The organism is Algibacter lectus (assembly GCF_900112395.1).
GTDB classification, from domain to species: Bacteria; Bacteroidota; Bacteroidia; order Flavobacteriales; family Flavobacteriaceae; genus Algibacter; species Algibacter lectus.
On record NZ_FOLN01000001.1, the window covers coordinates 600,167 to 613,398 of the forward strand.

The following is a 13,232-nucleotide window of genomic DNA, read 5'->3' on the forward strand; positions in this document are numbered from 1 at the left end:
AAAACAAAACATGAAAAACTTCTTTTTAAACCCCATTATTGTAATTAGTTTAATTATCGCCACCACATTTTCTTGTGCTAGCAATGACGACATTAGCATACCAGATTTAGATAAAGACAACCCAACCGATGTTGAAGCTAATACAGAATTACTTGCTATTACAGATTTATTTACAGGTAATGTAATTGAGTTCGATCAGGTACAAAACGGAGGAGAATTAGTCACTTCTGGTTTTATTATTTCTAGTGATGTTAGTTCTAATATAAATAACCAAATTTATATCCAAGACAAAACAGAAGATGCTAAAAGTGGTCTTGTTATAGATGTTGAACTAGATAACATTTTTTTAACTCACGGAATAGGTCGCGAAGTGCTAATTAAACTTAACGGCTTAGGCATGAAGAAAGTTGGTAACGAACTACATATTGGTGTATATAATGATGGTGCCATTACTCCTATTTCGGGCGACGATTTTCAAGATTTTGTTATTAGAACAAATACTAAAGAAACTATTGTTCCTAAAATATTAACGATAAACGAAATTATAGAAGCTGCTAATTCAGATGAACCTCTTCCTACAATTTTAGTATCTATCGAGAATGTGCAAATTATTGATGAGCAATTAAACACAACGTATGCCAATGTAGATAACAACAGTGATGTGGATAAAACTTTAATCAATTGCACAGATGAAGATACCCAAACCATTATTTTACAAAATAGCGGTTTATCTACATTTAAAGCGCTACCCTTCCCTACAGAACAAGGTACAATTACTGCAATACTTTCAAAAAACAAACTTATTATTAGAGATACTAATGATATCGACTTTACAGAAGAACGCTGCATAGATGATAGTGTATTGCTACATGAAGATTTTGAAAGTATTACTGAAACTAATGAAATAATTACTTTAGATGGATGGGTTGATATCAATATTTCGGATCCACAACTTTTCACCCTTTGGGTAGCGAAAAAAACGGGAGATAATATTTTTGCTGAAATAGAACAAGGAGGTTCTTCAGATAAATATGATGCTTGGCTAATCACTAAAGAAATACAGATACAAAATTCTCGAACCTTAAAATTTAATCTAAATATTAATGTAAACTCTAGAAATAGTGATAATCTGGAAATATTTATTGTAGATAGTGTAAATGGAGATGATATTAATTTTTCCGAAGATAACGAAATCAATAATATTGTACCTACAGAAGATACGAATGGGTTTATAGCAAAAGAAGCAACTATAACAATACCTGACAATCTAGATAGTTTTAGAATTGGGTTTAGATATAACAAAAGAAGTAGTATTCCATCTAATACAGAATACCAAATAGATAACATTGTTATTTCTGAAGAATAAAAACCTTAAAAAAAAAACCTTAGCTTTAATCGGTTAAGGTTTTTTCTATTTTAAAATAAAAACCGAAAAATACTTACATTGTTATTTCTGAAGAATAAAATTCTCACAAAAAAAACCTTAATCTTCAAATATTAAGGTTTTTTTTTTACCTTGTTTCCTACTAATTAAAACGCATATAAGTGTCATTTAAAGCAAAACTATATATAGAAGGCCAAGAGCGAAACCTACTAAACTCAGTTCTAGTTTACTCACAAATAGCCGATTACAATGGCAGACCCACACAACTACCTGTTAGTGAGCCTTTACAACTTGCTTTCGAGTCTACTAAGGACGACGAGTTGTTTTATAATTACATGTTCCATCCAGACCGCATGTTTAAAGGATACATTCGTTTTTTTAAACGAGATGGCTTCCAAAAAGATTTTGATATTGAGTTTGCCAATGCACATATTATTAACTTATACGAGCATTTTTCATCTACAGGCGATGATCCAATGTATATGCACATTATAATATCTTATGGTATTAGTCGTGTTAGAGGAACTATTCATGAAAAAAAATGGAATCCTAGTAATCCTTTTGTTAATGAGGATGTCGAAGATACTACTCCCTTAGGCGAACCAGAAATTGTAGGATATCATATTGAAGATTTAGACGGTAACATCATTGAAAAAGAGGAAATAGAAGTTGGTGAAGAAATAATTTTAGTAGTTGAAAGTAGCAATGCTGCAGGAGAAATTTTTGAGTTAGATTTAGATGATAGCAAGCTAGATTATGAATATAACGGTGTAAAACTAGAAGAAGATAAACTAGAAGTTCAAATTGATGGCGATACCGTTAATATTCCATTAAAAGCAATTTTACAAGAAGATTAATTATGGCACAAACAATAACAATAAAAGGATTTCCTAATACTTCAACCTCTATTCAAGTTCCGAAAGTAGCATCGCCAAAAAAATTTACAGTAAACTTTAGACGTCCAAGTAGTTATAAAGGAGAATATGGATTTGACTGGATGCGTGATGACTACATAACTAATTGTGAAGATTATGAAAAATTAAAAGATGAATACACCCCTTTAACTATTCATGAAAACGAGTATTTTGTGCCGTGGTTAAGCATGTTTCCCAACCAAGAAAATGTAAAATTAAAACTGGAAATAAATCAAATAGAAGGCTCTCCGACAGATATAGATATTATAAAGTTCCCGTCAAAAGAAGGAATAAAATTTGAGCCGAACGAGATCAAAGTGTCCGAAGCTAACGAAAAAGAAATAACTATAATTTGCGAAACGCCATTGAGTAATGATGTTGCTATCTCATTGTTAGACAAAGATAATAATGAGGTCGGTAAATTAAATGTATTTAAAAATGCGAATCACGACCAATTACACTTTAACATTACACCTGTACGTATTCTTAGAAAAAACTCTCAAGAAATTGACATTAACATAATTGAAGAACAGATAGATTTTGAAGGAACAATAATAAAAAATGGTGTTAATGAACAAGTAAAAGGCTGGGGAGAGGAAGGAAGGGATTTAACTGCAGATTTAACAAATCTTCAAAATTATCTAAATAAAAACTCATTAAACCAAGCGTTACTACAATGTAATATTAGCCAGGTTTATGATATTATTATAGACGAAAGCGAATGGATTATAAATGATTTAATTCAAGACGAAGGAAAAATTTTTAAAGGTGCAGACGTATTAGAAAAGTTTGACAAAGAGTTTAAAAAGCAACATCCTATTCAAGCTAAAAAAAGAGGTTTAGTATTATTTTTATCACCTTTAAATAATGAAGAAGCAGGTGGAGAAGGTGAAATCAGCGAGCTAGACGCTAAAAGGCTTGTTGTCTATTTATCTAACCTTTGGGATAAAACAACTGTTGCACACGAAATTGCTCATGTTTTAGGTCTGACACATTCATTTCAAACTAAGTCACCTGAAGAAGATGTCTATTCAATGAATCAATTTATAATAGAAGTTGATAAACGTTTAAATTCTATGATTAAAACCGAATCTCAAGAAGAAATTTCAAAAGAATGGAATTTTTACAAAGATCAATATAAATCATACAGACGTTATTTGAATACCCATTACAGAAATCCTTATATTTTTGAGGAAGGAGCAACAGATAACATTATGGATTATGACAATGTTAGAGAGTCTTTTTGGAAATACCAGTGGGAAGCGTTGCATGACGATGTGATAAAGTTTTACAATGAAAAATAATAAAAATGAAAAAAGCAATAATTTTAATATTATTAATAATTGGTATTAACTCTTTTAGCCAAAACGCAGGAGAGAAACCACTAATTCCAGCTATTCATGTTAATTCATTGGATTTAAATACTACTATTAAATCAGGTAAAGAATTTTTCTCTTTTATTGAACAAAAAAAAACCTTGGAAAATAGAGAGTACTTAATATTAGTTAGAAAAAAGAAAGAAAAATCTAAATCATATGAATATCAAAAAAATAATGAAGGCAACGATATTCCAAATTATGGATTAAAAGGCGTGAGTACTAGCACGTATTTAAAAGGTTTCTTTCATGCAGGTTACAAAAACGGCTTATGGAAAACCACTCATAAAAATAAATTAGTTAAAACTATAAATTACAATAAAGGCTTAGTTATAGGCAAATATAGAGTCTATAATACAAAAGGTGAATTGCTTTATAAAACTACATTTGGGACTCTAGGCAATGGCAAATATAAAGATTATCACTACAAAACTGGCGTTTTAAAAGAGGAAGGAAACTACGAAAACGGAAAAAAAGAAGGAGAATGGTGTACTTATAATGAGCAAGGCAATATTAAAGAAATTGTTACTTACAAAAAAGGAATATCTATCCCTTAAATAAACCTTTTAAATTTAATAATAAGTATATCCTAAAGAAACGTTACTTCAAGTAAAAATAATATCTAAGTTCAAAACTATTCAACCTTGTTAATAGTTACCACTACCCCCTAGCCTTTTGCTCATAAGACGCTTCCCAAGTATTAGCCTTGCCTGAACCACCAATTTTACCATCCAACCTAATTAAGAAGTTTTTAGCAGGAAAATAAGGTTCCATATGTAATTCTAAGTAAACACGATCTTTATGTTGGGAGTCTTGTTCTAAACGCTTTATGGCAAAACTCTCAATCAATTTTTGCGATCCTGTGTTATTATCTAAAAAATCTACTATTTCCCGCATAAATTCTTTTCTAGTACGGACATTAAAATTCTCAAAAGTTTTTCTGTTAAAATAATCGATAAGCGCCTTGCTTACGTAATCAAAGACTCTAACCACAGAATAAGTTTGTAGCCCTAAATTATCACCATTAAACATTGTTTTGGCCGAAAAAGCTATAATTTCGCCATTTTTATAAACCATCGGAATTAAACCAAGGCGCTCCAATGATGCTAAATCATTTTTTTTGAGATCAAAACTTACACCTCCAATTCTTGCCAAAACACCAAACTTTGTTCCAGCACTCGCTTGAGACATTTTATTACTATAAATTTTACCTGCTAAGGATGTAGATGGCGGAATGTATAAATCATCGTCCTCATTAATGTAATCATGCCTACCTCTACCAACCAACCAATTACAGGTCATGATGGTATTCGACAAGAAAGTATCTGCTCGAACATGGTCTGTACTTTCAAATAGTTCTACCACATCATCTGGACCATCCAAATGAGCAAAATCTGTAATTAATAACACTTTATTATCATGAGCTATTTTAGCCCATTTATCTAAAACCATATTACTTCCTAAATACCCTGGAATAATTAAAAGTGAGTAATTATCAACTAAATCTAACCTATCATAAGCATCGTTAATTTCATTGCGCACAGCATCAATAAACACAGGATTATCTAAATCTTTTAGCTGTTCTAAATCGGCATTTAAAATGGTTAAATTATGTACCTTTTTTTTCTGTGTATTTTCAAAAAACAAAGAAACAGATTTGTACGCCACCTCCAAATCTTTAGATTTCTGCACCAACAAGTTTAAATTTTTAATATAATTTAAACCGGTATCTGTTATTTTCTGCGAGGTAGAATCTATCATCTCATCAGTTTCAGCATCCTCTTTAAGTATTTCTTCCCATAAATCAAGAGTTAATAAAAGCTCTTCTTTATCTTTTTTACTTACAGATGTTTTTAAAAAGTTATGCTTTTCATGAGGCCTGTTAGAGTTCAAATATCTTAATTCTGGAATAATGGTTTCCAAAACATCAAAACTTAAATCTTCTAATTGATTAATCTCAAAATCGCGATTATTTTCACTTTCAGAACTTTTATCTTGAACTAATGACATCTATATTATGAGTTTTTTATTTCTTTTTTTAAATCTTGAATTTTTTTCAAAAGAGCTGTTTTAGAATCCTTGTTTTTAAGGAGTTCTTTTAACTCGCTATTATTTTGTAATTTATTTACAATATCAAAATAGATCCGTTTTTTAAGTTCCAACTCTGTTAAAAATTCACTTCTTGAAACTATTTTTTCAACTTCAAAATCCAACATATCCGTAAAACGAATAGTTTCCTTAACCATGCCTTTATCTAGGTTATCAAAAACGACATTTACACTCGGTTTAAAGTGCTGAAAAACAGCTTCGGTATTTTGCAACCCCTTTACAACCTCGGGTAGCAATGGTGGTAAATCTGTTAATTTTTGAATTAATAGAGATTTATTTGACGGGATTTCCTGAACACCATCGTTGTTTTTAGAGCTTCCATCAAATCCAAAATTAATCGCCATAATTAGTGTAGTTTATTAAATCTTAAAAATATACAATTGAGTTGGAATATTACTACTATTTTACTCATAAGCTCATTTTTTTTTCATTTCTTATTAAATTTTAAAATACCAATAATTGAAGTTTTTCTCCTTTATTTTACTCCATATTCAAAAGGACATTCTAAGCAAAACCACTTCACCAATTATACTGTAAAAAGAATCCAAGTTCACCCCTAAAATTCTTTGTAAAACTCTTTAAAACAAAGTAATGGTTCAACTTTAACCATTTTAACACCCATTTTCATCTTTTCTACAAGTTATAGTTGTTTCATCTTTGTAGCATCATTAAAACTAAAGAAAATGAAACTCAAATTAATAACATTTATCAGTCTTATAATATTTAGTCTCGGTTTTTCACAAACCAAAGTAGCAGACGACAATAAATTTCAATTTGCAGAGGATGAACATTTTTTAGATGGATATTCCTTAAACTTCCAATATCAAGATGGAAAAGCCATACATATGGAGTTTAACGACGGAAAAGCACAATATGAATGGATTTCAGGACCAGGAAAAGGTAATGGAAACGCGGACATTCCATACCGATCACGTAAAATTGGAGAAAACTTATATATAGTGAATTGGCATGAAACAGGAAAAAAAGATTATTTAACCATAGTTTTTGATTTTGATAAAATGATAATACATAGTTCTATTATTATAGGCTATGAAAACAAACCAGAAAGAACATTAAAAACTGTATTCTCAACTGGAGTCATTGATCATTTAAAAAAGTAATATAAATGTACGTTCTCAAAAGAAATTACGGGTGGATCATTGTTACACTGTTGGCTTCATTACCCTTACTAGCAATTCTCAAAATGGTGAATATCGATTTTTCTAATGAAATTTCCATTTCATTGGTAGAAAATACGACAGGCGAAGGAAAAACAACCCTCGAAATGCTCTATCATATATCCGGTGAATTTGCCATCCGTTGGATGACTGCCGTATTAACTTTAACACCATTTTACATCCTTTTTGGAGTAAACAATCTTTTTGTGAGGCAAGCCATGGGAATTGCAACCGCAATATGGAGTTTATTACACTTTACCATATTTGTAATTGCAGAAGGCCTATTAGAAACCTTTACTCAGTTTAACTATTTAGCTGGGTTTATTGCTATTTTAATACTTATTCCATTGCTATTTACATCGAATAGGAAATCCATGAAAAAGCTAAAAAAGCGATGGAAAAAATTACAAAGTTTTGCATACCTCGCCATTTTTTTAAGCTTAGTTCATGTTGCTATTTTAGATAAAACTTGGATTATTTATGCTGTAATTGCTGGCTTAGGCTTTATAATTAGAATACCAACTATAAAAGAGAAACTTATAGAAAGACGATTAAAGACGAAAACTGTAAAACAATAGCCCTACCATGAGTTTAATAGAAAACATATTAAAAAAAGTGGTCTTAGAAGAGGCTGTTATTAGCAAAAAGGACATGTTATCGTCTTCCGTTTTTAAAATTCAACTGAAAAGTGATGCTATAAAAAACTCAGAATTTAAACCTGGGTATTTTTTACGTTTAGGAATTGGAATTGGTAATGATAACTTGACCTTAAAAGATAAAGTAAGAAGCTATAGTGTTTGGAATATTAACAAAGCAGAAGGCACTTTAGACTTAGCAATTGCAACAGAAAGCAAGGGAATTGGATCTCAATGGGTAGTCGATGCCAAAGTAGGAGATTTTGTTTATTTTAAATGGAAGAAAGGAAACTTTTTACTAAATGATAATGCCGATAGTTATTTAATGATCGGCGATTTATCAGCATTGTCGCATTTGTACATTATAAACAGAAATTTACCTGATAATAAACAAGTTGAAAGTTTAATCTACAGCGAAAATACAAACGATTTATTCGCAGATAGTGATGGTTCTAAACCTTTCAATTTTCATAGTTTGAAGCAAAACTCAACTAAAGAAATTTTGAATTTAGTTAAAAACATAATACCAAAAATGAAAGGCGATAAAATGGTTTACATTGCAGGAGACAGTCGTGTTTGTGTTGCTTTAAATCAATATTTCAGAAAAGAATTAAACTGGAATACTAAACATATTAATATAAAACCGTTCTGGAATCCAGAGAAAAAAGGATTAGAATAAAAGCATTTTTCCTACTAAAATTAAGAAGTAACTCCTTCCCTAGTCGTTTATTAAACTATAAAAGCTATAAACTTTGTGTTTATAGCTTTTATAGTTTAATTAGTAATGTATGTCATGATATAAAATAAGCCCTATATCTTTTCAAAAAAAAACTACGTTCTAACCTTATAATTTAAATACCCGTTCTAAAGCCATCCATTTTTCACCATCTTTGGCCCAAGGCAATTCTTGTTGGTAATTCCACATTAGGTTTTCCCATTCTTGTACTTTCGGGTTGTTAGCGTCTTGTTCTGCCTTTTTTACAGGATCAAACGTATCATCAACTTCCATAATCATAAACATACGGTTTCCGATAAGGTAAATTTCCATATCCACAATACCTGCATCTTTTATACTTTTGGTGATTTCTGGCCAAGCATTTCCTGCAGCGTGATACGCTTTATATTCTGCAATTAATTTAGAATCGTCTTTTAAATCACAAGAAAAACAGTGTCTTTTAGTACTCATATGTTTTTATTTTGAAGTTTTATAAGTAGCGTAACCATAATGGGCCACAACAGCTAAACAGATTAATGGTAATATAAATGAAAATTTCACCTCAGGAATAAATCCAAGAATTTGAATATCGGCAAATCCAGAACCGCCCATATCCAAAATACTACCTTGTAATACGGGCATTAAAGCGCCACCGACAATAGCCATAACCAATCCGGCCGAACCAATTTTAGCTTCATCTCCCATATCCTTAAGCGCAATACCGTAAATAGTAGGAAACATAATAGACATAAAAATAGATACGGCAACTAAGGCAATTAAACCAGTAATGCCTGGCAATAGAATAGAACCTGCACAGCAAATAACACCGCCAATACCAAATAACATTAATATTTTAGACGGGTTTATGGTTTTCATTAAACCTGTACCAATCCATCGGCCTGCAAGAAATAAAATCATAGCCGCTACATTGAAATAAGTAGCCGTATAATCCTCACCAGTATTAGCATTCAAATTATCTACATATTGAAAAATATAAGTCCAACACATAATTTGAGCACCAACATAAAAGGCTTGAGCTATTACACCATGTTTATAATTTCTGTTAGAAAATAGTTTTTTGAAAGATTCTGATAATCCCATCTTATCTTCTGCGGCTGTTTTAGGTATTTTGGTAAAAATGATAAGCGCCATAATTGCTAAAACCAATACGCCTAAAGCAATATATGGAATACTAATAACGCTTAAATCGTTCTCTCTAATACTTGCTAACTCCTCAGAACTTAAAGCATTGTAGGCTTCGGTTGTATAATCGTCTGAGCGCAAAGCTCCAATTACAAACACCTGAGCAATAATCATTCCTGTAAGCGATCCAATCGGATTAAATGCTTGTGCTAAATTTAGACGTTGTGTTGCCGTTTCTTTATCACCTAAAGATAAAATTAAAGGGTTCGAGGTGGTTTCTAAAAACGCCAATCCGCAAGTAATAATCCATAAAGAAATTAAGAAGAAATTAAATTCCTCATTCGCTGCCGCAGGATAAAACATAAAGGCGCCAATAGCGTATAATGTTAAGCCTAACAAAATACCCGATTTGTAACTATATTTTCTAATGAATAAAGCTGCAGGTAATGCCATAAAGAAGTATCCAAAATAAAAAGCAAACTGAACTAAAGATGCCTGAACATTAGACAGTTCTGGCATTACTTTTTTAAAGGCAGAAACCATGGGGTTAGTTAAATCGTTCGCAATGCCCCAGAGTGCAAATAGTGAAGTAATAATTACAAACGGAAGTAAAAGTTCTTTTCTTACAACAGGAATTTTCTTAGGTATACTCATTTTATATTCGTTAGTTTAGTTGGTGTATAATTTTGTTTATTCTGATAGTAACGAGCGATCTAAATGCACATAACCACCGTCAACAGTGATAAATTGTCCCGTTGTGTGTGAAGATTTACCTGAAATAGTAAATAAACATTGATCGCCAATTTCATTTGGCATCGTCATTCTGTTTTCCAAAGGAATTTTCTTAACAATCGCTTTTAATTTTTCTTCGCCATTTTCTAAAGTTTTAATCCAAGCATCATAAGCCGGCGTCCAACTTTCGGCAATAACAATCGCGTTAGAACGAATACCAAACGGAATTAAATCTACAGCCCATTCGCGTGTTAATCCAAATACACCACCTTTAGATGCCGCATAGCCAGAAGTACCACCTTGGCCTGTTAATGCCACTTTAGACCCAATATTTAAAATGTTTCCTTTTGCTTTTTTCAACATAGGCAAACAGTATTTTGTCATAGCAAAATAACTCACCATGTTAAGTTTTAGAGAATACATAAAATCATCCATAGAAGCATCTAAACCGGCGCCATCATTAACACCTACATTATTTATTAAGGCATCAATTTTACCATATTTAGCTTCAATAACTTGGGCTGCCGCTTCAATTTGCTTGTAATCCGATAAATCTGTTTTTACAAATAAAGCATCAATACCTTTATCTTGTAGCTCTTTTTCGTAACCAAAACCCCTATCGTTTCTGCAAACTATTACAGGAATTGCACCTTCATTGGCTAAAGATTGTACAATAGTTTCTCCAATACTTCCTTTTATTCCAGCAGCGCCTGTTACAACCACTACTTTTCCTTTTAATCCTAAATCCATAATTATAAATTATAAAATTTTATAGCATTTCGGCCCATAATATCGGCCTGCTCGTCGGTACTTAAACCTGCTATAAAATCTGTTGTTAAATCTTTTACTTGTTTGTAATTTCCGGCGACTAAACACACAGGCCAATCCGATCCAAATAATATTCTCTCACTTCCAAAAGCATTCAAAACCAATTGCATATAAGGTTCTATTTGAGCTGGAGTCCAGGTTTTAAAATCGGCTTCGGTAATCATACCTGATAGTTTACACGAAACATTTTCATGCTTTCCTATTTCTTTCATCATTGTTGCCCAACCATTGAAAAAACCATCTTTGATGTAAGGTTTTGCTATATGATCGATAACAAATTTCTGATTTGGAAATTTTTTAATGAATTCCAAAGTTGCTCCTAATTGGTGTGGAAACACTAAAATATCATAAGTGAATTGATGTTTTTCTAAAGCTGAAATCCCGCGCATAAAATTAGGACGCAGTAAGAAATTATGATCGGCTTCACCTTGTACAATATGTCGAAAACCTTTTATTTTACCATGGAGAGCATATTCATCTAAAACGCCAACAACTTGCTCATCTTGTAAATCTACCCAACCTACAACGCCTTTTATAAAATCGTTTTTAGCCGATAAGCTTAATAAAAACTCAGTTTCGGCTAAAGTTTGATCGGCTTGTACAGCCACACAACCATCAATACCGTTTTCTTGATAAGTGGTTTTTAAGTTTGAAGGTGTAAAATCACGACGAATAACCGACATACTATCGTCTATCCAGGCGTGTTTTTCAGGTTCGTAATACCAAAAATGTTGATGCGAATCAATAACCATATTTAATCGATTAATGTGTTTAATGCAAATGAAACGCCATGAGTTTCAATCGCTTTAATTTTTTCTGTAATGAAAGTTGTTAAACCATTGTATTCAGATAAATTATCACCTACAATCGTTTTGTTTGCTAATGTATTTTCAACTAATTCGGCTAACGTTTGCTCTCCTGAATCTACTTTTTCCCATTCCTTCTGAAAGAATTTTAAAGCCTTAGCATCGTCATTAACATCAATAGTTTCATTATTAAATTCTCCTTTATAAAAACGAATCATGCAAGCTAATGAAAACGCAATGCGCTTCGGAAAAGTTTCGTTTAAAGCGGTATACTCTCGAAAAGCAGGCAATAATCGCGCTTGAAATTTAGAGGTGCTATTTAATGAAATAGCTAATAAATAATGTTTTAATGTTGGGTTTTTAAACCTGTCGATAACAGAAGCAATAAAGGCATCAATTTCGCTTTCTGAAAAATTAGTTAAGGTTGGTTTTACTTCAGTCGATAACACTTGCAAAACATGATTTTTTACAACTTCATCATCCATACTTTCCTTTACTGTACGTAATCCTGCTAAATATCCAACAGGTACCAGTGAAGTGTGCGCTCCGTTTAAAATACGAACTTTCATTTCTCTGTAATCCGATAAATCGTTTACAAACTGAACGTTTAAATCAGTTTTAGAAAAAGGTAATTCATCTTGAACCAATTCAGGACCTTTAATCACCCAACTGTGGTAATCTTCTCCAGCTACTAATAAATCATCATCGAAACCAATTTGTTGCGAGATTTCAGTTTTTCTTCCTTCCGGGAAACCGGAAACAATACGATCGACCAACGTGCTACAAAAATGATTATGGTGTAAAATCCAAATTTGAAAGGCTTCGGATAAATTCCAAAATTCAGCATATTGTAGAATGGTTTTTAATAAAGCATCGCCATTATTTTCAATCAATTCGCATGGTAATAAAATACAACCTTTATCTGCTGCTCCATTAAAATGATTAAAACGATGATGCAACCATAAAGTTAACTTCGCTGGAAATTCATGTGGTGGACAATCGGTTAGTTTATCAGTTTCAGAAAACTTAATTCCCGCTTCGGTAGTGTTTGATACCACAAAACGCAATTGAGGTTGTTCTGCCAAAGCTAAATACTCATCCCATTGTGTGTAAGGTTGAATCACACTACTAACAGATTCTACTAAAGTTACTTCGGAAACCAAGTTACCGTTTCTTACGCCGTCTAGAGCTACATGAAACAAACCATCCTGAGTTCTTAACTCTGTATAATCGCCGCGTTTAGTAGGCTTTACAACCACAACACTCCCATTAAAATCAGTGGTTTTATTTAAAACATCAAACATCCAATCGCAAAAGGCTCTTAAAAAATTACCTCCTCCAAATTGCATAATACGCACAGGATGCTGTACGGGTTTGTTTGCTGTAGTTCTATTTAATTTTGTCATTTTCTA

At 32.0% G+C, this 13,232-nt stretch carries 14 protein-coding genes; 7 read left to right on the plus strand and 7 right to left on the minus strand.

The window, feature by feature from the left end:
• The first annotated feature begins 10 nt into the window (after positions 1-10).
• The 4 genes from BM246_RS02120 to BM246_RS02135 all read left to right on the plus strand — a co-directional run bounded on the left by BM246_RS02120 (position 11) and on the right by BM246_RS02135 (position 4,231).
• A complete protein-coding gene (locus tag BM246_RS02120) occupies positions 11-1,366 on the plus strand; it encodes a DUF5689 domain-containing protein (RefSeq protein ID WP_074935590.1) in 1,356 nt (451 codons plus the stop codon).
• A gap of 179 nt (positions 1,367-1,545) precedes the next feature.
• Entirely contained in the window at positions 1,546-2,241 is a 696-nt protein-coding gene (gene tssD, locus BM246_RS02125; protein WP_074935591.1) for a type VI secretion system tube protein TssD, read from the plus strand.
• Positions 2,242-2,243: 2 nt separating this feature from the next.
• A complete protein-coding gene (locus BM246_RS02130; RefSeq protein ID WP_074935592.1) occupies positions 2,244-3,602 on the plus strand; it encodes a zinc metalloprotease in 1,359 nt (452 codons plus the stop codon).
• A gap of 5 nt (positions 3,603-3,607) precedes the next feature.
• Positions 3,608-4,231, plus strand: a complete 624-nt coding sequence (locus BM246_RS02135) for a toxin-antitoxin system YwqK family antitoxin (protein WP_074935593.1) — start codon at positions 3,608-3,610, stop codon at positions 4,229-4,231.
• Between the two features lie 103 nt (positions 4,232-4,334).
• On the opposite strand, the gene BM246_RS02140 is transcribed toward BM246_RS02135, so the two are convergent.
• Together BM246_RS02140 and BM246_RS02145 are read right to left on the minus strand one after the other, a co-directional pair.
• Positions 4,335-5,684, minus strand: a complete 1,350-nt coding sequence (locus BM246_RS02140; RefSeq protein WP_074935594.1) for a type VI secretion system contractile sheath protein TssC — start codon at positions 5,682-5,684, stop codon at positions 4,335-4,337.
• A gap of 5 nt (positions 5,685-5,689) precedes the next feature.
• Entirely contained in the window at positions 5,690-6,127 is a 438-nt protein-coding gene (locus tag BM246_RS02145) for a hypothetical protein (protein ID WP_042498876.1), read from the minus strand.
• Between the two features lie 339 nt (positions 6,128-6,466).
• Here BM246_RS02145 and BM246_RS02150 point away from each other — a divergent pair, with 339 nt between their 5' ends.
• Genes BM246_RS02150 through BM246_RS02160 form a run of 3 tightly spaced genes read left to right on the plus strand, consistent with a single transcriptional unit; the run spans position 6,467 to position 8,275 of the window.
• The gene (locus tag BM246_RS02150) at positions 6,467-6,904 is read left to right on the plus strand and encodes a MoaF-related domain-containing protein (protein WP_042498879.1); all 438 of its coding nucleotides are present in this window, start codon (positions 6,467-6,469) and stop codon (positions 6,902-6,904) included.
• Between the two features lie 5 nt (positions 6,905-6,909).
• Positions 6,910-7,539 (plus strand): ferric reductase-like transmembrane domain-containing protein, encoded by a 630-nt coding sequence (locus BM246_RS02155; RefSeq protein ID WP_042498882.1) that lies wholly within the window; start codon positions 6,910-6,912, stop codon positions 7,537-7,539.
• Positions 7,540-7,546: 7 nt separating this feature from the next.
• A complete protein-coding gene (locus tag BM246_RS02160; RefSeq protein ID WP_042506620.1) occupies positions 7,547-8,275 on the plus strand; it encodes an SIP domain-containing protein in 729 nt (242 codons plus the stop codon).
• A gap of 165 nt (positions 8,276-8,440) precedes the next feature.
• On the opposite strand, the gene BM246_RS02165 is transcribed toward BM246_RS02160, so the two are convergent.
• The 5 genes from BM246_RS02165 to BM246_RS02185 are packed head-to-tail and all read right to left on the minus strand — an operon-like array spanning position 8,441 to position 13,226.
• On the minus strand, positions 8,441-8,782 hold the full coding sequence (locus BM246_RS02165; protein ID WP_042498888.1) for an L-rhamnose mutarotase: 342 nt from the start codon (positions 8,780-8,782) through the stop codon (positions 8,441-8,443).
• A gap of 6 nt (positions 8,783-8,788) precedes the next feature.
• A complete protein-coding gene (gene fucP, locus BM246_RS02170; RefSeq protein ID WP_042506616.1) occupies positions 8,789-10,108 on the minus strand; it encodes an L-fucose:H+ symporter permease in 1,320 nt (439 codons plus the stop codon).
• Positions 10,109-10,144: 36 nt separating this feature from the next.
• The gene (locus BM246_RS02175; RefSeq protein WP_074935595.1) at positions 10,145-10,936 is read right to left on the minus strand and encodes an SDR family oxidoreductase; all 792 of its coding nucleotides are present in this window, start codon (positions 10,934-10,936) and stop codon (positions 10,145-10,147) included.
• 2 nt (positions 10,937-10,938) lie between these two features.
• On the minus strand, positions 10,939-11,766 hold the full coding sequence (locus BM246_RS02180) for an amidohydrolase family protein (RefSeq protein WP_074935596.1): 828 nt from the start codon (positions 11,764-11,766) through the stop codon (positions 10,939-10,941).
• A 2-nt stretch (positions 11,767-11,768) separates the two neighbouring features.
• Positions 11,769-13,226 carry a tagaturonate reductase gene (locus BM246_RS02185; protein WP_074935597.1) on the minus strand — a complete coding sequence of 486 codons (1,458 nt, stop codon included), beginning with the start codon at positions 13,224-13,226 and terminating at the stop codon, positions 11,769-11,771.
• Between the last annotated feature and the right edge of the window lie 6 nt (positions 13,227-13,232).